The sequence below is a fragment of the Mycobacterium sp. NPDC050441 genome, from assembly GCF_040655355.1.
Classification (GTDB): Bacteria; Actinomycetota; Actinomycetes; order Mycobacteriales; family Mycobacteriaceae; genus Mycobacterium.
On the sequence record NZ_JBFAJS010000012.1, the window covers coordinates 119,277 to 139,497 of the forward strand.

19 protein-coding genes are annotated in these 20,221 nt (G+C 66.1%); 6 read left to right on the forward strand and 13 right to left on the reverse strand.

Translation table 11 applies throughout. The features are described from left to right. Positions 1-5 precede the first annotated feature (5 nt). The 7 genes from AB0I14_RS28920 to AB0I14_RS28950 all read right to left on the reverse strand — a co-directional run bounded on the left by AB0I14_RS28920 (position 6) and on the right by AB0I14_RS28950 (position 7,129). Entirely contained in the window at positions 6-1,208 is a 1,203-nt protein-coding gene (locus AB0I14_RS28920) for a cytochrome P450 (RefSeq protein WP_358029332.1), read from the reverse strand. Positions 1,209-1,356: 148 nt separating this feature from the next. Continuing rightward, complete coding sequence (locus AB0I14_RS28925; protein WP_358029334.1) at positions 1,357-2,145, reverse strand: NAD(P)-dependent oxidoreductase; 789 nt, start codon at positions 2,143-2,145, stop codon at positions 1,357-1,359. Beyond that, positions 2,145-2,963 (reverse strand): NAD(P)-dependent oxidoreductase, encoded by an 819-nt coding sequence (locus AB0I14_RS28930; RefSeq protein WP_358029337.1) that lies wholly within the window; start codon positions 2,961-2,963, stop codon positions 2,145-2,147. Before AB0I14_RS28930 ends, AB0I14_RS28925 begins: the two co-directional genes overlap by 1 nt. After that, on the reverse strand, positions 2,963-3,856 hold the full coding sequence (locus tag AB0I14_RS28935) for an alpha/beta fold hydrolase (RefSeq protein ID WP_358029340.1): 894 nt from the start codon (positions 3,854-3,856) through the stop codon (positions 2,963-2,965). Before AB0I14_RS28935 ends, AB0I14_RS28930 begins: the two co-directional genes overlap by 1 nt. Positions 3,857-3,859: 3 nt before the next feature. Then, the gene (locus AB0I14_RS28940; RefSeq protein ID WP_358029343.1) at positions 3,860-5,518 is read right to left on the reverse strand and encodes an OB-fold domain-containing protein; all 1,659 of its coding nucleotides are present in this window, start codon (positions 5,516-5,518) and stop codon (positions 3,860-3,862) included. Between the two features lie 94 nt (positions 5,519-5,612). Continuing rightward, positions 5,613-5,834 (reverse strand): ferredoxin, encoded by a 222-nt coding sequence (locus AB0I14_RS28945; protein ID WP_358029346.1) that lies wholly within the window; start codon positions 5,832-5,834, stop codon positions 5,613-5,615. Next, complete coding sequence (locus AB0I14_RS28950; protein WP_358029349.1) at positions 5,831-7,129, reverse strand: NADH-ubiquinone oxidoreductase-F iron-sulfur binding region domain-containing protein; 1,299 nt, start codon at positions 7,127-7,129, stop codon at positions 5,831-5,833. The genes AB0I14_RS28945 and AB0I14_RS28950 overlap by 4 nt, the downstream gene beginning before the upstream one ends. 33 nt (positions 7,130-7,162) lie before the next feature. Here AB0I14_RS28950 and AB0I14_RS28955 point away from each other — a divergent pair, with 33 nt between their 5' ends. Next, a complete protein-coding gene (locus AB0I14_RS28955; protein WP_358029352.1) occupies positions 7,163-7,636 on the forward strand; it encodes a hypothetical protein in 474 nt (157 codons plus the stop codon). Positions 7,637-7,653: 17 nt separating this feature from the next. On the opposite strand, the gene AB0I14_RS28960 is transcribed toward AB0I14_RS28955, so the two are convergent. Genes AB0I14_RS28960 through AB0I14_RS28975 form a run of 4 tightly spaced genes read right to left on the reverse strand, consistent with a single transcriptional unit; the run spans position 7,654 to position 11,268 of the window. After that, positions 7,654-8,577: an alpha/beta hydrolase gene (locus AB0I14_RS28960; protein ID WP_358029354.1), complete on the reverse strand. Its 924-nt coding sequence runs from the start codon at positions 8,575-8,577 to the stop codon at positions 7,654-7,656. Beyond that, positions 8,574-8,966 carry a Rieske 2Fe-2S domain-containing protein gene (locus AB0I14_RS28965; protein ID WP_358029356.1) on the reverse strand — a complete coding sequence of 131 codons (393 nt, stop codon included), beginning with the start codon at positions 8,964-8,966 and terminating at the stop codon, positions 8,574-8,576. Before AB0I14_RS28965 ends, AB0I14_RS28960 begins: the two co-directional genes overlap by 4 nt. Continuing rightward, on the reverse strand, positions 8,966-10,108 hold the full coding sequence (locus AB0I14_RS28970) for an amidohydrolase family protein (protein WP_358029358.1): 1,143 nt from the start codon (positions 10,106-10,108) through the stop codon (positions 8,966-8,968). Before AB0I14_RS28970 ends, AB0I14_RS28965 begins: the two co-directional genes overlap by 1 nt. 23 nt (positions 10,109-10,131) lie before the next feature. Beyond that, on the reverse strand, positions 10,132-11,268 hold the full coding sequence (locus tag AB0I14_RS28975) for an amidohydrolase family protein (protein WP_358029360.1): 1,137 nt from the start codon (positions 11,266-11,268) through the stop codon (positions 10,132-10,134). A 275-nt stretch (positions 11,269-11,543) separates the two neighbouring features. Here AB0I14_RS28975 and AB0I14_RS28980 point away from each other — a divergent pair, with 275 nt between their 5' ends. Beyond that, complete coding sequence (locus AB0I14_RS28980; RefSeq protein WP_358029363.1) at positions 11,544-12,548, forward strand: acyl-CoA dehydrogenase family protein; 1,005 nt, start codon at positions 11,544-11,546, stop codon at positions 12,546-12,548. Continuing rightward, positions 12,549-13,724, forward strand: a complete 1,176-nt coding sequence (locus AB0I14_RS28985; protein WP_358029366.1) for an acyl-CoA dehydrogenase family protein — start codon at positions 12,549-12,551, stop codon at positions 13,722-13,724. A 48-nt stretch (positions 13,725-13,772) separates the two neighbouring features. On the opposite strand, the gene AB0I14_RS28990 is transcribed toward AB0I14_RS28985, so the two are convergent. Together AB0I14_RS28990 and AB0I14_RS28995 are read right to left on the reverse strand one after the other, a co-directional pair. Next, positions 13,773-15,092, reverse strand: coding sequence for a TetR/AcrR family transcriptional regulator (locus AB0I14_RS28990; RefSeq protein ID WP_358029368.1), 1,320 nt, complete (start codon positions 15,090-15,092; stop codon positions 13,773-13,775). A gap of 189 nt (positions 15,093-15,281) precedes the next feature. After that, on the reverse strand, positions 15,282-16,211 hold the full coding sequence (locus AB0I14_RS28995) for an SDR family NAD(P)-dependent oxidoreductase (RefSeq protein ID WP_358029370.1): 930 nt from the start codon (positions 16,209-16,211) through the stop codon (positions 15,282-15,284). A 161-nt stretch (positions 16,212-16,372) separates the two neighbouring features. On the opposite strand from AB0I14_RS28995, the gene AB0I14_RS29000 reads away from it, so the two are divergent. From AB0I14_RS29000 to AB0I14_RS29010, 3 genes are all read left to right on the forward strand, one after another. Further along, the gene (locus AB0I14_RS29000; RefSeq protein ID WP_358029478.1) at positions 16,373-18,016 is read left to right on the forward strand and encodes a VWA domain-containing protein; all 1,644 of its coding nucleotides are present in this window, start codon (positions 16,373-16,375) and stop codon (positions 18,014-18,016) included. 155 nt (positions 18,017-18,171) lie between these two features. Continuing rightward, a complete protein-coding gene (locus tag AB0I14_RS29005) occupies positions 18,172-19,020 on the forward strand; it encodes a CbbQ/NirQ/NorQ/GpvN family protein (protein WP_358029372.1) in 849 nt (282 codons plus the stop codon). 87 nt (positions 19,021-19,107) lie between these two features. Then, entirely contained in the window at positions 19,108-20,220 is a 1,113-nt protein-coding gene (locus tag AB0I14_RS29010) for an ABC transporter substrate-binding protein (RefSeq protein ID WP_358029375.1), read from the forward strand. Position 20,221 lies beyond the last annotated feature (1 nt).

Sequence of the window (20,221 nt, forward strand, 5' to 3'; positions counted from 1 at the left end):
GCTCATCACCTCAACACCCTCACCGGCACGTGCGAGTAGCCCGCGACGTTCTGCATGTGAACCCGCTGCAGCTGATCCCATTTCACTTCATAGCGAGGCATGAAATCGAGCAACTTCTCCAGGGCGACGGCGCTCTCCATGCGGGCCAGTGCCGCGCCGAGACAGCTGTGAATGCCGTAGCCCAGCCCCAGGTTCTGGGCCTCTGTGCGATCGCGGTCGATGTCGAAAGTATCGGCATCGGTAAACGCATCGGGATCCCGGTTGGCCGCGGCGCTGATCAAGAACACGGCCTTGCCTGCCGGGATGGTGCCGCTGGGCACGTGGGCGTCCTTGAGGGTGTAGCGGACGTTGTACTGCACCGGGCCTTCGTAACGCAGTAGCTCCTCGACGGCGGCTCCGACCTTCTCGCGGTCGTCGAGCAGTTTCTGCCACTGCTCGGGGTTACGAGCGAAGAGGACCATCGCGGTGCCGACGAGTTTGGTGACGGTCTCGGCGCCGGCTCCGCCCAAAAGGGTGGCGAATCCGGTGATCTCGATGTCGTCGAGGCGACGCATCTGGCCGTCCTCGCCGGGGATCTCCGCGGCGATCAGCCGGCTGATCATGTCGTCCTGCGGGTCTTCCCGGCGCTTCTGCACCAGCCCGTAGTAGTAGATGCCGGTGTCGATATTGGCCTGCATGCCGGCTTCGGAGTAGCCGATCTGACCCGGTTCACGCGACAGGCTGGTATCGATCCAGTGCCGGACCTGCTGGCGGTACTCCGGGTCGACGCCGGCCATCCGCGTGATGACCTCGACCGGGAACGGGCCGGAGAAATCCTGTACGACATCGAATTCGTCGGAGTCGATCAGTCTGAGGTGGTGAACGATCTGCTCGACGACGGTGTCGCGCTGGGACTGGATCATGCGCGGGGTGAATGCCTTGTTCAGCAGGCTGCGCATGTGCCGGTGATCGGGCGGGTCCATGAAGATGATCGACTTCTGCGGCGGCTCGTCGCTCTGCACCATGGCCAGATCGCAGCCACGTGACGAGGAGAACGCCTCGTGATCCTTCAATGCGGCCGATACGTCCTCATGCCGGGTCAGGGCATAGAAGTCCGAGTCCTCGTTGTAGTACAGCGGCGCGTCTTGGCGCATCCGCCGGTACATGTCGAACGGGTTGTTGAAGAACTCCTCGGAGAACGGATCGAAAATCACCTGGGCCTTGGTCATTGGCTGGCTCCTCCTTCGCGGCGGGCTGGGCCGGAAGTGCTGTGAAACGTTACGGGAAACTGTTGAACTGTAACGCTAACAGTAATCCTGTTGGGAGTGTTTGAAAAGCACAAAATGCGCGCTGATCAGGTCGTGACGGCAGGCTGGGTCAGTTGATCGCGGCGTCGAGCAGACCCTCGAGTCTGCCGAGGTCGCTGTCCAGTTCAGAGGCTGTTCTGCGGACCACGGCGACGTCCTTGCCGATGAACTCGCCGACCCGGGCGATGAATGCGTCCGCCGAGCCGGTGGCGGCGATACCGCCCAGCGCGCGGCTTGCCGCACTGCCGTGCGTGAGCGCGGTCAGCAGCGTCGCCTCGTCGATACCCAGTCGATCGCCTAGGCGCACGCCCTCGGCCACCGCGCCGATCTGCGCGGCGAACAACGCGTTGTTCACCAGCTTCACCCGCTGCCCGGCGCCGACCGGACCGACGTGCAGTACCGGATCGGCATAGGCCGTCAGCACCTCGTGGGCACGGGCCACCGCGTCCTCGTCTCCACCCGCGAACACCGTCACGGTCCCGGCTGCGATGTCGTGCGGTCCGCCGCTGACCGGAGCGTCGACGACGGCGATGCCGTGAGCGGCCCCGCGCTCGGCGAGAGCCTCGGCCGTGCGTGGGCTGCCGGTGGTGTGCAGCACGAGTACCGAACCGGCAGGCATCTCGTCGATCAGCGCCGGGCAGAGTTCCCGGACCTGCTCATCGGTGAACACGCAGACGATCGCCACCTCGGCGTCGGCAACGGCCGCGCTCGCCGAATCCACCGGTTCGGCGCCGAGTTCAGCCATCGCAGCGCGCTTTTCATCGTCCCGGCCCAAGGCTCGGACCTGGTGTCCGGCCTCGGCCAGGCGGCGCACCATCGGCGCGCCCATCCGGCCTGCCCCGATGAAGGCGACGCGCATCAGCGGGGATGGTTCATGATGGCCAGGGCGTTGTCCGCGGCGTCGAATACCGCCCCTTGTGGGGCCGAGGCGTCGTCGGCCAGGCTGGCGGCATGCCTGCAGTCTTTCTGCAGCAGTGCGCCGGCGATCGGTGCCAGGTTGTCCAGCGTCCCGCCGAACATCGCGATGCTGTTGAGTGCCTTGCTGGTGGCCGAACCGCGCGAGATCACCTCGCACAGCGCCTGGCGCGGAACGCCGAGCGCCTCACCGAGTTCGAGTGCGCTCATGGCTGCGCCCAGGTTGGCGCTGAACAGGAGGTTGTTCAAGATCTTGGCGACCTGGCCGGCACCGATTCCACCGAGGTGCACGATCGGGTCGGCGTAGGTGGCGAACACCGGACGCACCCGCTCGACGACCTCTTCATCGCCGCCGACCATCACCAGCAGAGTGCCGGCCGAGGCGGCGGGCTGGCCGCCGCTCACCGGGGCGTCCACGACCGAAATCCCCTGGGCGGCCGCCTTGTCTGCGATCTCTCGACAGGTGTCGGGGTGCACCGTCGAGTGAATGGCGATGACGCCACCGGGAGCCAGCCCGGCCAGCACGCCGGTCTCACCGTCGAGCACCTGACGGACGTCGTCGTCACCCACCACGCACAGGCACACCAGGTCGCTGGCGGCAGCCAGTTCGGCGGGGGAGCCCGCGGTCTTGGCGCCGGTGTCGGCGAACGGTTCCAGCGACGCCGGGCGCCGTGCCCACAGGGTGGTCTCGAATCCGCCCTCGACGATCCGCCGGGCCATCGGCGCCCCCTGGCTGCCCAGCCCGATAAATCCGACTCGCATCAACCTGCCTCCACTTCCACTTCGGTATTCACAATGTCTTTCACCGGCACGAGGCCGCGGTTGGCGACACATTGTTCGGCGAACGACAGCACCTTGCGGTGATAGATCTCGGCGCTCAGTCCGACGCTGAGGTTGTGGCCGCTGTCTGCGAGTTCGCCGGTCTCCACCCGCGGCGAGACGGTGAACATCGCACCGATTGCGGCCAGCGACTCGGGATCGGATTCCCAGACGTTCTCGTACTCGCCGGCGATGAATTGCACCGGAACTGTCGTCTGCCCGGCCAGTGCCGGAAATTCCTGCCGCGCCCAGGTTTTGATGACATCACCCTCGTAGGCGGTGCCGCCCGCGGACAACCCGGCGCCGATCACGTCCGACGGGTACAGCCGAGCCGGTTCCCATAGCAGCTCGCGCAGACCGCGCGGCCGTTGCTGTGGCGAAGCATCTTTGAGCAGTTCCTGCGCGGCCGGGTGATACCGGCGACCGGTTCCGGCCAGAGAGACACCGAGTACCTCTGGCTGCTGCACGGCCAGGTGCAGGGCCAGCTCGCAGCCCATCGAATGGCCCAGCACGAAAAGGTCCGCCGCACCGGCGATGCGCCGGATCGCCCCGAACGCCAAGGCGACCCGCTGTTCGGGCCGGGCCATGGCATCGGGGTAGGCCGCGGAGGCACCGTAGCCGGGGCGGTCCAGTGCGATCACGGTGTACCCCTGGGCCACCGCGCTGCGCAGCAACGACAGCTCCGGGTGTCCGGGGCAATCGAAGTAGGCCGATGTGGTGGCCCCGCCGTGCAGTGCGACGACGACGGCGCGCGGGTCGGGGGACTCGGCGACCAGGGCCGACATCGGGACGCCGTCGACCATCACCACCCTGGGGTGCGGATCGGCCTTGCTCATGTCCTAGTCGTCCCTGCGCATCAGCAGCACGCCACTGGGGGTGAGTCCACCGCTGCTGGCCACGGCGACACGGGCGTTCGCGACCTGGCGCTCACCGGCCTCCCCGCGGAGTTGGGTGACGGCCTCGTGGATCAGGCCCATGCCGTGGGTGCGGCCGTGCGAGAGCTGGCCACCGTGGGTGTTGAGCGGGATGATGCCGTCGCGGGCGATGTTATGGCCGCCGTCGAGGAACTCTTTGGCCTCTCCTATGCCGCAGAAGCCCAGGCCCTCCAGCCAGGACAGGCAGTTGAAGCTGAACCCGTCGTAGAGCTCCGCGACGTCGACATCGCTGGGGCGCAACGAGGTTCGCGACCACATGTGCGCGCTCTGGCCCAGCACCTGCGGCTCGTGGGTGAGCGTGGTCTGGTCCCAGTCGAGCCGTTCGATGATCTGGGTGCCCACTGCCTCGAACAGGATCGGCGGCTTGGGCAGATCGCGCGCCGCATCCACGGCGGAGACGATGACGGCCACCGCCCCGTCGCACGGAACATCGCAGTCGTAGAGGCCGAACGGCGTCGTGATCATGCGGGCCGACAGGTAGTCGTCCATGGTCATCGGATCGCGGTAGATGGCTGTCGGGTTCAGCGCGGCGTTGGCGCGCTGGTTGAGTGCGATCCAACCCAGGGTCTCCCGCGTGGTGCCGTACCGGTCGAAGTGGCGACCGGCGTTCTGCGCCAACGTGTGTGCCGCCGAGGTGGCGCCGTACGGATGCTGCCAGTTGTCGCTGCGGCCGCCCATCGGAGGGGACATCTTGCCCTCTTTGACCAGCTGGCCGAACGTCGCCTCCCACAGCGTGCGGAAACACAGCACATGGCGCGCCATGCCGGTGGCGACCGCCATCATGGCTGCGATGACCGATCCGCCGGGGCCGAAAGTGTCCATGCCGCCGTTGATCCAGGTCGGACGGAGCCCGAGTGCGCCCTCCAGGGCGGTCACGCCGCCCTCGCCCATGCCGGCGATCGCCAGGCCTGGGTAGGTCGACAGGCCGTCGATGTCGTCGAACGTCAAACCGGCATCGGCGACCGCTTTTTCGGCTGCATCGATGGTCAGTGACAGCGGCGGCACCATTTGTCGACGACCGATCTTGGACATTCCGATGCCGGTGATGGCCGAGTGGTCCTCGAATTTCGCCTTGGTCAGCATCGGCCGGACGTACTTGGCGACGTCCTGGGGTGCGATGGGTTCGGCGACCATCCGAGGGGCCGGTGTGGAGTCCGGTGCCCGCTTGAACACCGGCAGCCAGACATCCTCGATGTGCTGGAAGTCGACCTCCACCGGCATGCCGAGTTTGAGATCCTCGGAATCACAGTCGACGATGTTGGTCGTCAAGCGGACCCGGGGATCCTCGGCGATGGCGACCTCGGCCACCACATAGGGCGGCGGCATATCAGGGAAACCGAACCGGTGGTTGACCGTGAACCCGGCGAGCGAAGCGCGCCCCGACACGTCGCGCACACCCATGTTGTGGCTGCGGCAGTAGCGGCAGATCGGCTGCGGCGGATGGATGAGGGCGCTGCAGTCCTGGCACTCCTGGATTCGCAGCACCCCGTCGGCGCCGGCGGTCCAGAAGTACTCGTTGAGCGTGGTAACCGTCGGGAGCGGACGCCCCGGTATCTGTGACAACTCGACTCCGGTGGTAAGCGGGTTATTCCGTGTGGAGAATCACGTTACCAGTTTCCGGGATAGGTGATCCAGACCTCATATTCCGAACGGGGCCTCAGCCCACCTCGCGCTCGGCGCGCGTCTCCTTCAACTCGATGATCGCGTGCACCGGGCAGTCCAGCAGCGCACGTCGGACCGCGTCCTCGTCGACCTCGGGGATGTTGCCGTCACCCTGAAGCGAGGCGTATCCCCAGTCGTCCAGCGGGAAGTACTCCGGCGCGTGCTTGGCGCACAACCCGAAGCCATCGCACAGCGTGCGATCGAGCTTGATCTTCATACCGAGACCACCGCCTCCAGGGACTCCGCTTCGTACGGCCGCGCGGCGGTGAATGGACCGGAACGGCAGGTCTGACAGCCATTTTCGAGGTGACGCTGCACGTGATCGGGGAACTGGGCCAGCAGGCTGGCCGCCACATTGGCCGCGCCGTCGAGAGTCGCGCAGGCACCACGGCCGCGCAGCACCACCGACCACCGCGTCAGCCGGTCCAGATCTTCCTGAGTCGCGAGCCCGTCACGCAGGCCGGTGGCCACCGCGGCCATCGCGGCGGTCCCGTTGAAGCACGAACCGCACTGGCCTGCGTTCTCCCGGTCGAAGTAGGCCAGCACCGAGGCCGCGACCGCCACCGGGCAGTCATCGGTGAGGATGCCGATCGCGCCGCAGCCCAGCCCGCTGCCGAGCGCGCGTACGGACTCGTGATCCAGCTTGGCGCCGACGATGTCGCGGTTGACCAGCCCGGCGAAATAGCCGCCCATCAGCGCCCCGCGAACGTGGTCGGCGGACACCCCGTGCAGGGTCAGCAGATCGGCGAACGCGATGCCGTACGGCAGTTCGTACAGCGCAGGCACGCGTCCGGCCCCGGTGATCGTGGCCAGGAAGGTGCCGGGGGAGGCCTCGGTGCCCAGTTCCCGGAACGTCCGGGCGCCGTGCTGGTGGAGGTAGGCCAGGTGTGCCAGCGTCTCGACGTTGCTGATCAGCGTTGGCTTGCCGTCCACGCCCTCCTCGAACGGGCGCGGAGGCTTGTCGGTCGGCTTGGCCGGTCCGCCGTTGACCACATGCACGGCGGCCGTCTCCTCACCCGCGACGTAACCGGGTGCGACGGTGAGCAATTCGATCGTCACACTCGGCAACTTGCCGGGGAGTTCGTCGAGCGCGCGCTCGACACTTTCGGCGGCCCGGGGATCCGATACGTACACCACGGCGCGGTCGGCGCCGACGATGCCGGCGGCCAGGCGCAGTCCGTCGAGCACTGCGTGCGGGCGATTGCGCAGCAACCAGCGGTCCTTGATCGAAGCCGGCTCGCCCTCTTCGCCGTTGGCGATCACCACGGTGCCTGCAACCTCGGCGGCACTACGGCCGTTGTCGCGCACCGTCCGCAGCTTCACCGCCAACGGAAATGCTGCGCCGCCCCGGCCGAGCAGTCCGCTGGCCTGCACTTCGGCCAGTAGATGCTCCGAATCTGCAAGTGCGCCATAGCCCCCGGCCTGCTGATACTCAGCCAGGCTCTCCGGCCCGTCGCGGAGCAGGCGCGGGGTGATACCCGGCCATACCGCAACTGTGAGTTCGGCTGTCATGGTCACATCCCGTCCCCGGCTAGGCTTACCGGCATGAGAACTGCGGTGGTGCGCGTCGGAGTCGACCCGGCTGGTGCGCTCGGTGCGGAGCAGCTATCGGACGGCATGGCAACGCTCCGTGAGTTGCTGGGTGAACGTGGGGCCGAGGTGTTGGACAATCAGCTCGCCGAACTGCCCGCGCATCGCCGCGAGGTCGAGGTGCTGATCGCCGGCGACAACGCACCAGAGCTGCAGGCCATCGCGATGGAACTGTGCGCCAAGGCGTTTGGCACCACCCCTGCGGCGGGGGTGGTCACCTTCGTCAGCCGCGGCACCGATGAGGACGTTCGCGGTGTATTGGCCGGGTTCGGCCTGTCCGGTGACGTCAGCCGGTCGGTCGACGCCGAAGGCTGGGATGTGGTGACGGTGGCCCTGGACAAGGCCGACCTGGCACGCATCCCGGAAAGCCGCATCCACACTGCCCTGGAGGCTTCGCTGAACTGCGAGGTGCACATCCGGACGGTGTGAACACACCGGCGCTGTGCTCACGTCGGCTCCGAGGGCGTAGATCCCAGGAAGTCGATGATCGCCGGTGCGGCCTGCACCCAGGTGTCGAACATGTTGAACCGCTTGACCTTTCCGGAGGCTCGAGCCTCACCAGCGCGCTCCCAGGCGTCCTCGGGCCACGGCGGGTCAATCAGCTTGGAACCCTTGATCAGGCAGCTGACCTCAAGCGACGTGCGCTTGGGATGGTCCAGATCGTTCTCGCCGCCGCGGATGATCAGCGTCGGCACGGTGATGTTGTCGAACATCTCGTCCTCGACGCCCGGGATGGTCTGACCGGGCTTCGGCACGAACGCGTTGAGCCAACGCAGCATCAGCTTGAGGAACTCATCGGGGTCCTGAGCCAGGATGCGGTCGCGGTTCGCGGGGTTCTCCGCGGCGCGCTCCTTCCACTCATCAATGTGTGCAACGGCTTTCATGCCCGCCCCGCGGACGGCCAGAATGCTCGGCACGATGTAGTAGGAACCCAGTACGAACGATCCGTACACGCCGCCGACGATGTTCCACACCACGAGTTTGGTGACGACCTCGGGGTAGAGCATCGCGGTGAGCATCGAATCGCGAGCCCCGCCGGAACCGCCGGCCAGGATGCACGGACCGATGCCCAGCTTGGTGATCAGCGCCGAGAGCGTCTCCGCCCGCATGTGCGATTCACTCTGACCGTAGAACTGGATATCGGAGCGGCCGCAGTTGGGCCGGTCCCACAGCAGCACCCGGTAGCCGCCCTTGACCAGGGCTTGCGCCAGCGGGCGCAGCCCCGGGATGTCCTTGCTGAAGCGACCGCCCGGTGTCAGCGCGATGAAATCGCCCTCTTTGCCAAGGATCTCGTAGACGACGTTGCCGCCGTTGATCTCGATGCTCTTCTCGCCCCGGTTGAGTTCCGGGGTGCCCAAGGGCGCGCTCATGCCATCACCAACACTTCTTCTCCAACCACACGGACCGGATAGGTACGGATACTCCATTCCGGCTTCACCGCGGTGGTGCCGGTCGCCAACTCGAAACCCCATTGGTGCCAGGGGCAGTAGATGAACTCCTTGTCGCGCACCATCACGGCGTCACCGGGCACCTTCTCATCGACCACCGTGCGGCCCCGGGCCCGACCCGAGCACAGTGGACCGCCCTCGTGCGGGCAATAGTTGGCGATCGCGTAGAACGCGCCGTTGACGTTGTACACGCCGACGCCGTGACGTCCGATCGGTACGAGTTTGTGTGTGCCGGGCGGGATTTCATCGACAGTGGCGACGACGTGCTCGCGTCCCTGCGCCAGTCGGGGGCGCTTCTCGGGCTCGCTCATCAGAACACCCGGGCCTGTCCCTCAAGGGCTGGAACGGTCTCGGGCAGCTTGTAGGTCTGAATCCCGTTGCGGAACATGATGGCCTCGCGAGCGTGCTCGGGCAGGTGCTTGACCAGCCAGCGGGGGTCGTCGAAGGTCCAGTGCGGGTAGTCGCTGGAGTACAGCAGGATCTTCTCGCACTCCATCCATTCGAAGGCCCGCGACAGTTCGGTCTTGTCCTCGGGGTAGTCCAGCGGCTGGGTGGTGAACTTGATGTGTTCCTTGACGTATTCACTCGGCTTGCGCTTGATGTCCATCCACCCCTTGCGCTTCTCGTAGACGGCGTCCATCCGCCACATCAGCGGCAGGATCCAGGTGAATGCATGCTCGACGAACACGATGCGCAGGGTGGGGAACCGGTCGAAGACCCCGTCGAAGATCAGGCTCATCACCTGATTGGCGGCCAGCAGCGAGTAGCTGACCATGAAGTCGTGGTTGTAGCTGGGCAGCCCGACGGGCGGGGTCGGGAGGGTCTCGTACTCGCCGCGGGACAGGTGGCAGCTCACGGTGATGTCGTGCTTGGTGGCCGCGGCCCAGATCGGGTCATACTTCGGATCACCCCAGGACGGGCGCGGCTCGGCCTTGAGCAGAACCTGTGCCATGTAGGGGTGTTCGGCCCACTGCTCGATCTCGGCCACGGCAAGCTGAGGCTCCTCGATCGCCACACAGACCGACCCGCGCCAGCGTTCGTGCCAGTTGGTCCGACTGTCCAGCCAATGATTGGCCAGCCACAGGTTGGTCGCGGTGCAGTAGGCCGCGGTGGCCTCGCCCAGTCGGTGCTCGGAGTGGGTGGGCTCCAGGATGGCGATGTCGGAGCCGGCCTCCATGATGAGCTGGCGCAAGGCCATATCCGGGTCGCTGCACGCGAATTCGCCGTCCGGTGGGAATGCGTCCACCCGCATGGCGTACGCATGCGCGTAATCGGGGGCGTCGTAATAGATCTGCTCGCCGACTTTGTGGTTCAGAAAGTACTTGCTGCGCCATGGCTCGGGGATGTACTCGATCAGCTCACCGCGTCGCGGCATGGGGTGGACGTCGGAGTCGACGCAACGGACTGCGATCCGTTCGGCTGCGGGCACCCGGGGGTTGGTTGTGACGGACATCTGTGCTGTGCCTCCCTCGAAGCCTACTGCGCCGCAACCGCGGACGATGGGACCAGACCTGCGAGATCCTGCTCCAGTCCGTAAAGCTTTGCGGCATTGCGCCACAACAATTTGTCGCGCTGTTCGGTGCTGAACGAGCTGGGGACCTCCGGCTCGTTCAGCTGCCAGTGCGGGTAGCTGGAGCCGAACATCACCATGTCTTCCTTACCGGTGAAGCCGAACCACTCGCCGGCGAACTCGGTGTCGCCGGGTCCGTCGAGCGCACCTTGGACGAAGTACACGTGACCGGGCAGGTAGTCGCTGGGCATCTTGGGCGCCCACGGCGTCTGCTCCAGGTGCGGGCGCCCGAAGCAATCCATCCGCCACATGAACGGCGTCAACATATCCGCGGCTCCGTCGGCCCAGACGAACTTCAGCGTCGGCGTCCGTTCGAAGACGCCCTCGGCGATCATGTTCATCAGGTGATAGATGTAGTTGAGCGCCATGAAGCCCAGGTACTGCTCATAGGTCCGGGTCTTGCCCGACGGCGTCGGAGCGAACTGGATGCCAGCACCGCCCTCGATGTGCACGGCCACAGGTAGTCCCGCTTCCGCGGCGGCGTCCCACAACGGCCAGAACTGCGGCTTGCCGTACAGCTCGCGTGACTGCATCGGGATGCCGATCTGCACCACGCGCGGATGGTCCTTGTACTTGTCGATCTCGCGCAGGGCGCCGGCGATGTCGTCCGGGTTGACCCGGATGGTGCCACGGAACCGCTCACCGTGTTCGGCATGTTCGAGCCAGCGGGTCACCATCATGGCGTTGTGTGCGGCGGCCAGCGCGGAACCGAGGTGACGGTCGGGCATGATGCCGCGCGTCATCGGGTGCAGGATCGCGATGTCGACGCCACGGTCGGTGAACAGGTGCTGGGCGGCGATGTCGGGATCCGAGCCGGGGTACTGACGGTCGGGTCCCTTGGTGTCCTTGGCATATTCGCCACCCGGTGCGCCGTACCAGTTCATCTCGTAATCGGGGAAGCCACGGCTGGCGAACGGCTCCTTCAGGAAGTTCTGCCGCAGGTCCTGGTTCGATCCGAAGAAGACGTGCACGCTCGCATCGACAAGCGGTGAGCTGGCGGTCGTTCCTGTGCTGTCGGGTTGCGCGGGGTCGTTGATGGCCAAGACTGTCCTCCGATGTTCGTCCGGAAACGAGCTGTGCACGGGCCTATGGCGGCGTGCTGCTGCGCCGGACCTCACCGCCAGTCTAGATCCATATTCTTCGATAGCAAGAACATAGTTCTCGGGACGACGTGGCGCTTCGCTGCAGGTAAGCACTGTGCTGGTCACCCGCACGGCAACTTATCCGGGAGAACCGCTACTTGCCAGAGGAGAATGTAACAACATAGAAAGAGAATGATATTCTCGTTCGGACGTGACAGTGCAGCAGGAGGCGGCGGGTGCTACTCGAATTCGATGCCGATCAGCGGCTATGGCAGGAAACCGTGCGCGATGCGGTGACCAAACAGTGCCCGGCCACGCTGGTCCGTGAGGTGGCCGAACAGGGTGTCGATCCGACACCGCTGTGGCAGAGCTACATCGACCAGGGCTGGACCGAGCTCACGGACTCCGAGAACGCCGTGGAATTGGCGATCGCGCTCGAGGAACTCGGCCGGGCCACCGACCTGACGCCCTACCTGGCAACCATGACGCAGTATGCCCCCCTGGCGGGGGACCGCTTCGACGCGTCCACGGCCGGCGCCGCGGTGTACAGCGGTGTGGCGGCGAACCGGGATGCCACCGGCTGGGTGCTGTCCGGCACCGCCCGTCATGTGCTCGACGGCGACCGGGCACAAAACCTCGCCGTCGTGACCGATGGTGGAGTGTTCCTGGTCGACGCGGCCAAAGCAGTCGTCGTTCGCAGCTCGATCTTCGATCCGGTGCTGCACGTGGCCGAGGTGTCCTTCGACAACGTGCACGTCGACGACACCGACCGAGTCCACGTCGATACCGAGAAGGCCCACCACCTGGCCTTGACCGGCATGGCCATCACCATGGTCGGGGCCTGCCAGCGGGTGCTCGATCTGGCCCTCGAACACGTCAAGCAGCGCCAGCAGTTCGGCGTGGCGATCGGGTCGTTCCAGGCCGTGCAGCACAAGGCCGTCGACATGCACGTCGCCATCGAACGGGCCCGTGCCCTGGCATATTTCGCCGCGCTGACCATCGCCGCCGATGACCCGCGCCGGCGGCTGGCATCGGCCATGGCCAAGGCCGCAGCCGGGGAATGTCAGGCGGTGGTCTTCCGCCACGGCCTGCAGTTGTTCGGGGCCATGGGCTTCACCTGGGAGAACGACGTGCAGTTCGCGCTCAAGCGGGCCAAGGCCGGCGAGCTGCTGTTGGGCGGCGCCGCCGAGCACCGCGCGCTGATCGCCGCCGAGTACCGCACGACCTACAGGGGACTGTAAATGCAGCTGACATTCGATTCCGACGTCGAGGAGTTCCGCGCCGAGTTCTCCGCCTTCCTCGACGCCAACCTGCCGTCGGAAACCCAGACGTTGGAGCGTCCCCGGTCGGTGTCCCACATGCCGCAATGGGCCCGCGACTGGCAGCGGCTGCTGTTCGACAACGGATGGCTGCTGCCCGCGCAACCACCGGAGTTCGGTGGGCGCAACGCCACCGTGGTGCAGACTTTCGTCCACCTCGATGAGCTGTGCCGGCGCCGGATCTACCACAGCTTCAACCCGCAGGGCGTCAACATCATTGCGGCATCACTGCTTACGTTCGGTTCCGAGGAGCAGAAACGTCGCTGGGCCGTGCCCGTGCTGCGCGGTGAGAAGACCGCGTCGCTGGGTATGAGTGAGCCGAGCGCCGGTTCGGATCTCGCGTCGTTGCGCACCCGAGCGGTTCTCGACGGTGACCATTTCGTGGTCAACGGCCAGAAGGTGTGGACCTCGGGCGCCCACGACGCAGATTGGCTGCTGACTTTCGTGCGCACCGACCCGGATGCACCGAAGCACAAGGGAATCAGCGTGCTGATCATCCCGACGGATACCCCCGGGGTGGTGTGTCGCCCGTTCGCCGACATGACCGGCGAGGAGAACCTCGACTTCAACGAGGTCTTCTTCACCGATGCTAGGGTGCCCGCCGAGAACCTGGTCGGCCCGCTCAACGGTGGTTGGGGAGTGGCCAACGGCTCACTCGGCCACGAGCGCACCATGATGTGGCTCGGGTTCGCCGACCGAATCGACAACATGCTGGCCGACTTTCACCCGCGCACCGAATTGGAGCGCGACCAGTACGCCACCACGATCATGGACTATCAGGCGCTGCGGGCGATGGGTTCGGCGGCGCTGGCCAAGGCGTCCCGCGGTGAGATGGACACCGCGTCGGTGTCGGTGCTCAAGCTGTTCGGGTCCGAGGCCGAGCGCAGTGCGTTCGAGAACGCACTGACCGCGGCCGGTCCGGACGGATTGATCCACCCGGCCACGTCGGGTCCGTACGAGCACATGAATCTCGACCACTACTTCTCCAGCTGGTTCGAGCGCTACGCCAGAAGCTTCGGCGGCACCATCGCCGGTGGAACCTCGGAGATTCAGCGCAACATCATCGCCACCCAGGTGCTGGGGTTGCCCCGCCGCTGACTTTTCCTGCTCGCGCAACGGGGGTGGGCTCCCTGCGCGCGGGTTGGACTAGCGTGCGATGACTCCGCGCAGGCTGGTGTCCCGGACGTGGATCTGCGCTGTCCGGGTGCCCAACTGCCGCAGGATGTTCTCGGGGATCCAGCCCACACCGATGACCGTCCGGGCCAACATTTCGTTCGACGGGCTGTCGATGCTGATCTCACCGGCCTTGATGGCTTCGGAGAGAAGCGATTTCACCTGTTTGACCCGCTTGGTGAACAGCCAGCCCGGGTTGGGCGTATCGGGGGGTGACTGACGCATCCAGGCCAGTTGAATCCGAAACTCGTCTCCGAACTGGTCCAGTGCGTTGGTGTGGATCCAACTCAGCGCGTCGAGCTTCTCGACCGTCGTGCTGTCGGAGCGAAGGACCTCGGTCCAGCCCACCGCGATCTTCTCGCCGAACGACTGCATGATCGCCGCGAGCAGTTCGTCCTTCGACCCGATGAGCCGGTACACCGTGCCGGTGCCCATGCCGGCGGCTGACGCGATGTCGCGCACTGTGGTGCTTTCGTAGCCGCGGCGGCCGAACTCGGCCCGGGCCACCGCCCGGATGTGGGCGGTCTTGTCGTCGGCCTGTGCTTGGGCGTCCTCGGTCCAGCTGCGCACGACCGCATCGGCCGCCTGGAACGCCGGGGACCCATCGAGTTCCGCGTCGGTGGGCTGACCGGTGGACAAGCCTTCCAGGAGAATCCGGCACAACAGGGTGGCGACCTTCTCCGGTGCGGCATTGTGGCGCATGACGTCGAGGCCGACCCGGAGCATGGACTGGCAGATCCGGTCGGCCAGCAGCGCCAGGTCGACGTCTGACGGCAGATAGCCGGCCCATCGGGCGGCCCGCAAGGTCTGCTGCATGGCATCCAGCGCGGCCGTCGGCCGGCGCTGCGCGAGGGCGATGAGGTCGGGGTTGGAACTCGGGCTCTCGTAGAACGACATCTGCAGTGCGGCGCGGTGCGCGACGGCGCAGCGCGCGATGTCGGAGCCGAGCTCGGCTATGCGGTCGAACGGCGACGCCGGATCGGGACCGTCCAACCGGCTCTGGGCGTGCTCGGCAATGAGGTCGAGATCCTCGTGATAACGCTCGAGCAGCTCCACCAGGATCGCTTCTTTGGACTCGAAATGGTGGTACAGGCTGCCCGGCAGAATGCCGGCCGCGTCGGCGATCTCCTGCAGCGACGTACGTAGGCCCGACGTGGCGATCAACGATGCGGCGGTCTGGAGGATCTCGGTGCGGCGCGTGCGGTCCTCGACTGTGGAGCCGGCGTCGGTTGCGCGACCTGGGGTGCGCTTGAGCGTCTTGCGCTCCCCAGGTGTTACCTGGGGACGGCCCACAGCGGCTCCACGATGATTGCTGGCTCCTGTCATGCGTTTTGGGTGGTCAGACCCAATATTTGGTTAGAGGCTACCAGAACAGGGCTGGTGCGCCGGTGATCCCGGACGGCAGAATGCGCCGGTAGAACACCGTCGCCCGGGCTCCGCGAGTATGTGTATGACCGGCCGACCGCAACGTCGCCGTACGGCTCACGCGGAGACGCCGAGCCGCTCGGTGACCTCGAACACCTCGTCGTAGATCGACCCCGGAACTGTGAACGGCTCTGTCGCAGTCACTTCCGACAGGTGAGCGGCCACGTCGTCGGCGGTCGGGTTGCTGTCGGGCGGCGCCAGCCAACCCTCACCCAGTCCGATGAACACCCGAGCGAACCGGCCGGCGCAGGCCGAGAAGTTCTGGTGGCTGAGCTCGCAGTCGCGGCTGGCCAGGTACACCACCAACGGTGCGACGAGTTCGGGCCGGATCGCCTTGAAGAAGCCGTTGTCCTCAAGGGCTTTCGGATCGCCCAGCGTCTCGGTGACCATTCGTGACATGCCGAACGGCAGCACGGTGTTGGCCAGGATTCCGTGCGGTGCGCCCTCGAGCGCGATCACGTTGGCAAGACCGACCAGACCGGCCTTGGCTGCGGCGTAATGGGCTTCGAGATGCTGGCCGAACATCCCCGCCGACGAAGCGATGAACACGAACCGGCCATCGCCCTGCTTCTTCATCACTCGGAAGGCGGGCTGGGACAGGTAGAAGCCGCCGTCGAGGTGCACTCGCAGCATGCGGCGCCAGTTCTCGGCGGACAGTTCGTCGAACGGGATGTTGTTGAAGATGCCGGCGTTGCTGATCACCGCGTCGAGCCGGCCGAACCGTTCGACGGCGGTGCGCACGATCGCCTCGCCGCCTTCGGGACTGTCGACCGAATCGTAGGACGCCACCGCGGTGCCGCCGGCGGTGACGATCTCCCCGACAACCTGGTCGGCGACCGCGACGTCCGAGCCGTCGCCTGACATGGAGCCTCCGAGATCGTTGACGACGACGGCGGCGCCACGCCTTGCCAGCTCGAGCGCGTACGCCCGGCCGAGCCCGCGGCCGGCGCCGGTCACGACGGCCACCTGGTCGTTGAAGTCGATCACTTTGCAGCCCTTACTGGTTGGTGTTCCGGCTCGGTCGATTGACTCCGGTGGGGTCGAACTCTACGGTGGAACAGATATTTGGTCAACGCGGGTAAGTGGTGCGGAGGTGTCGGGTGCCTGATGGCGGTGGCGACGACGGCGGCCAGTTTTCCGGGCTGGGCATGCTGGCCTCCGCGCTCGCAGATCGTCCGGTCGCGGTGGCTGCCGCCGCCCCGGGTGCCGCACCGTGGACCGATGGCCGGACCGTGTTCATCGACCCCGCAGCCCCCGCAAGCGAACGGCTCGAATCGGTGGCGGTGCAGGCGTCGCTGATCGCGGCGGGCAGTCTCGCCCCGGAGGTGGTCGGCACGCTGGTCCGGCACCGGCGACTCGCCAGGCGGTACCTCGCCGTCGAGGCGCACCGGGCGTTGTTGGCGAACAACGCGTTGTTGCCAAACGCCCTGGGCGCGTTGGCGGATCGCAGCATCGGTGCACGCAGTGATTCGCCGGCGGCGTCCCTGGAGATCGCGCGCGGAAAGGATGCGCTACCTGATCCGCCGACGGGATTCGGGGCGATCCAGGTCAAGAAGGTCCTGGCAGCGTGCGCGGCGGCCAAGCCGGCCGATCAGCAGTCGGTGGGGCATGTGCCGCGGCGGGGTGGCAAGCAGGAACTCGAGGAATTCGATGAGGACAACGTCGACGACTCGGATGACCCCGATCTGTTCTCCAGCCCCGTCGGCGGGGGCGGGGCCATCGGAAAATGGCTCAAGAAGCTGTTGTCATCGGCGCGCAAGACAGGTGGTGACGGCGGGGGGCCGCCCGGTGCCGATTCGCCGACACACCGCACCAACTCGACGAAACGCGGGGCACATGCGGTCTCATCGCTGGCCACGGTCTCGTCGGAGGAAGTCGTCGACGTCAAGACCGACGGGGTGAAGTACCCGGAATGGAACGCCGACCGCCGGGTCTACCGGCTCGACTGGTGCACGGTCCGCGAGGTTGACCCGCAGATCAAACCGCACGCCACCCAACAGATCGAGGGTGCGATCAGCGTGCGACGCCCCCTGGCGCGCCTCGGCATGGGCCTACATCGGCGGCACCGCCAGCCCCAAGGCGACGACATCGACATCGATGCAGCCCTCGAGGCACGTGTCGAAGTCCGGGCCGGATCGGTGCCCGATGAGGCCGTCTATCTGGACAGTCTGCGCCGCCGGCGGGATTTGTCGGTGCTGCTGCTGTTGGACATCTCCGGTTCGACCGCGGAGCCGGGCACGGTGGGGCGCACCGTGCATGAACAGCAGCGCACGGCGGTGGCACATCTGATGGCGGCGCTACACGATCTGGGCGATCGGGTGTCGCTGTACGCCTATTACTCCCAGGGCCGGTCGGCGGTGACCATGGTTCCGGTGAAGCGGTTCGACGACCACCTCGATGCGCAGGTGTTCCGGCGACTGAACAGCCTTGAGCCCGGCGCATATTCGCGGCTTGGAGCGGCGATCCGACACGGTTCGGCGGTCTTGGAGGAGCGCGGTGGCACCTCGCGCCGGCTACTGGTCGTGCTGTCCGACGGACTGGCCTATGACCACGGCTACGAGCGCGCCTACGGTGCTGCCGATGCCAGACGCGCCTTGACCGAGGCGCGCCGCCGGGGGACCGGTTGTGTGTGTCTGACCATCGGCGCCGGCACCGACGTGGAGTCCTTGCGGCGAGTCTTCGGTAGTGCGGCACACGCCACCATCTCCGGTCCCGATCAGCTCGCCGGCGTCATCGGCCCGTTGTTCCGCTCCGCGATCCGCTCCGGAGAGGTTCGTCGCCGGGTGTCGTAGAGGTATCTGGCGGCGGTGATATCAAGTGCCAGAGGGGCATTGGACGTGTCAATGCCTTAGCGCCGTCACTGAGACTAACTGTTGAAACAAACATCTGTTCCGCGATAGGCTCACTTCGGTACCGCAGTGTTGCGGATACGACGAAAGGTGTGTTGATGGCCAACGAGTCCGGACTCGCCCACCAGAACGGCGCCAATTCGCAGGCTGTGAGTACGCGCCCCTATTACCGGCCGGTCGGTAACGAGGAGATCGTGTTCAAGGCGGCTTACCGCCAAGGTCTTTCGCTGGTTCTCAAGGGTCCGACGGGGTGCGGTAAGACACGGTTTGTCGAGGCGATGGCCCACGACCTCGGGCGGCCGCTGATCACCGTCGCCTGCCACGACGACCTCACGACGGCGGACCTTGTGGGTCGGTATCTGCTGCGCGGTGACGAGACGGTCTGGGTGGACGGTCCGCTGACCCGCGCGGTGCGAGAGGGTGCGATCTGCTACCTGGATGAGGTGGTCGAAGCCCGGCAGGACACCACTGTGGTGTTGCACCCCCTCTCCGACTATCGGCGCCAGTTGCCGATCGAGCGGCTCGGTATCACGCTGAACGCCGCACCGGGTTTCGGCCTGGTGATGTCCTACAACCCGGGCTACCAAAGTGTTCTCAAGGACCTCAAGGACTCGACCCGCCAGCGGATGGTGGCCATCGAGTTCGGTTTTCCGGCACCTGAAGTCGAAGAGGGCATCATCGCCCACGAGGCGGGCGTGGATCATTCCACAGCTGTCGAGTTGGTGCGGTTCGGGCAGGCCATTCGGCGCCTGGAGGCCGGAGGGTTGCGCGAAGTCGCATCGACCCGCGTATTGATCGCGGCGGGACGGCTCATCGCCGAAGGGCTACCGGTCGCGTTGGCGGCCAGGGTGGCGATCGCGGGACCGTTGACCGACGACGTCACGGTGGGGCGCGGGTTGCACGAGTTGATCGACGTCTACCTGGGCGGATCCGCATCTGGTGATTGACGGTGTGTCCGGCCGCCATTACTGTCAGAACAAATATTAGGTCTGCCCACGGCGTTCCTCCGATGAACGCCGAAACACGGAGGTCAGATGTCGTACGAGAGCACTGCACAGCCCATCAAGGTCGGCTATCTGATGGACTTCACCCTCCCGCCGGGTTTCCCGGAAGAACTGATGGCGTCGTTCACGCGGACGTTTGACCTGGTGTTCGAAGAGGCGGTCGAGCAGGGGCTCATGGATCGCCCGGTGCAGATGATCTACCGCGAGGTGGAAGGGCTACCGAAGGGTTCGGTCAAGGCGGTTATCGACGCTTATGGCGAGCTCGTCGACGAGGGCTGCCTGGTGGTGTTCGGACCGAACATCACCGACAACTGCGTGCCACTGCGGGAAGCGATCGAGGAGCGCTTCAAGGTGCCGGCGATCAGCGTCACAGGAACTGACGATTGGCTGGGCGAGTGGACGTTCGCCTTTCCTCAGGGATCGATGACCGACGAACCCATCTTCCTGGCGGATCTGGTCTCCAAGCGAGGTCTGACCGAGATCGGCGTCCTGGTGGAACAGAACCTCATCGGTGACAGCTATCTGAAGAATTTGCGAACTGCCTGTGCCCGCAAGGGTATTCGCATTGTCGCCGAAGCCGCGATCGCGCAGACCGCACAGGACATCAGCTCCGCGGTGAGCACGCTGCACGAAGCGAAGGCCGAGGCGATCGTGCATCTCGGTTTCGGTTTCGGCATTGTCTTCATCAACCCGGCGCTTGAGGCTGTCAACTGGGACCCTCCGCGCTTCACCACCACCGCATTCCAGAACGCATGGGTCAACCCGATCATGTGGAACGCATTTCTGGGCTGGATCGGGGTCGACCAATACGACGAGGGGAACCCGGTGGGGCAGGCCTGGCTGGACCGGTATGCGAAGCGGTACAACGGTAGTCGGCCCGAGTACTGCGTGTCGGTTGTCAACCATGATGTCGCTGCCACGCTGGTGCGTGCCTTCACCGATGCGCATCCGTTGAGCCCGCGCGGGGTGAAAGAAGCCCTCGAGCGCGTGAAGATGATGCCCGCGGCGTCCGGCGCGCCCGGAACCCGGGTGTCCCTGGGGAAGTGGACACGGCGTGCGTGGATGGGCACCGGGTACCTGGTCGCCCGGACGCTCGATGCGGACGGGGTCAACTCGCACTTGGTCGATCGCTTCGGGGAGTAAT

Excerpts from the sequence above, each read along its gene's own strand:
- AB0I14_RS28920 (WP_358029332.1), bottom strand. The coding sequence starts at position 1,208 with ATGACCAAGGCCCAGGTGATTTTCGATCCGTTCTCCGAGGAGTTCTTC.
- AB0I14_RS28925 (WP_358029334.1), bottom strand. The coding sequence starts at position 2,145 with ATGCGCGTCGCCTTCATCGGGGCAGGCCGGATGGGCGCGCCGATGGTG.
- AB0I14_RS28930 (WP_358029337.1), bottom strand. The coding sequence starts at position 2,963 with ATGCGAGTCGGATTTATCGGGCTGGGCAGCCAGGGGGCGCCGATGGCC.
- AB0I14_RS28935 (WP_358029340.1), bottom strand. The coding sequence starts at position 3,856 with ATGAGCAAGGCCGATCCGCACCCCAGGGTGGTGATGGTCGACGGCGTC.
- AB0I14_RS28945 (WP_358029346.1), bottom strand. The coding sequence starts at position 5,834 with ATGAAGATCAAGCTCGATCGCACGCTGTGCGATGGCTTCGGGTTGTGC.
- AB0I14_RS28950 (WP_358029349.1), bottom strand. The coding sequence starts at position 7,129 with ATGACAGCCGAACTCACAGTTGCGGTATGGCCGGGTATCACCCCGCGC.
- AB0I14_RS28955 (WP_358029352.1), top strand. The coding sequence starts at position 7,163 with ATGAGAACTGCGGTGGTGCGCGTCGGAGTCGACCCGGCTGGTGCGCTC.
- AB0I14_RS28960 (WP_358029354.1), bottom strand. The coding sequence starts at position 8,577 with ATGAGCGCGCCCTTGGGCACCCCGGAACTCAACCGGGGCGAGAAGAGC.
- AB0I14_RS28965 (WP_358029356.1), bottom strand. The coding sequence starts at position 8,966 with ATGAGCGAGCCCGAGAAGCGCCCCCGACTGGCGCAGGGACGCGAGCAC.
- AB0I14_RS28970 (WP_358029358.1), bottom strand. The coding sequence starts at position 10,108 with ATGTCCGTCACAACCAACCCCCGGGTGCCCGCAGCCGAACGGATCGCA.
- AB0I14_RS28985 (WP_358029366.1), top strand. The coding sequence starts at position 12,549 with ATGCAGCTGACATTCGATTCCGACGTCGAGGAGTTCCGCGCCGAGTTC.
- AB0I14_RS29000 (WP_358029478.1), top strand. The coding sequence starts at position 16,373 with ATGCTGGCCTCCGCGCTCGCAGATCGTCCGGTCGCGGTGGCTGCCGCC.
- AB0I14_RS29005 (WP_358029372.1), top strand. The coding sequence starts at position 18,172 with ATGGCCAACGAGTCCGGACTCGCCCACCAGAACGGCGCCAATTCGCAG.
- AB0I14_RS29010 (WP_358029375.1), top strand. The coding sequence starts at position 19,108 with ATGTCGTACGAGAGCACTGCACAGCCCATCAAGGTCGGCTATCTGATG.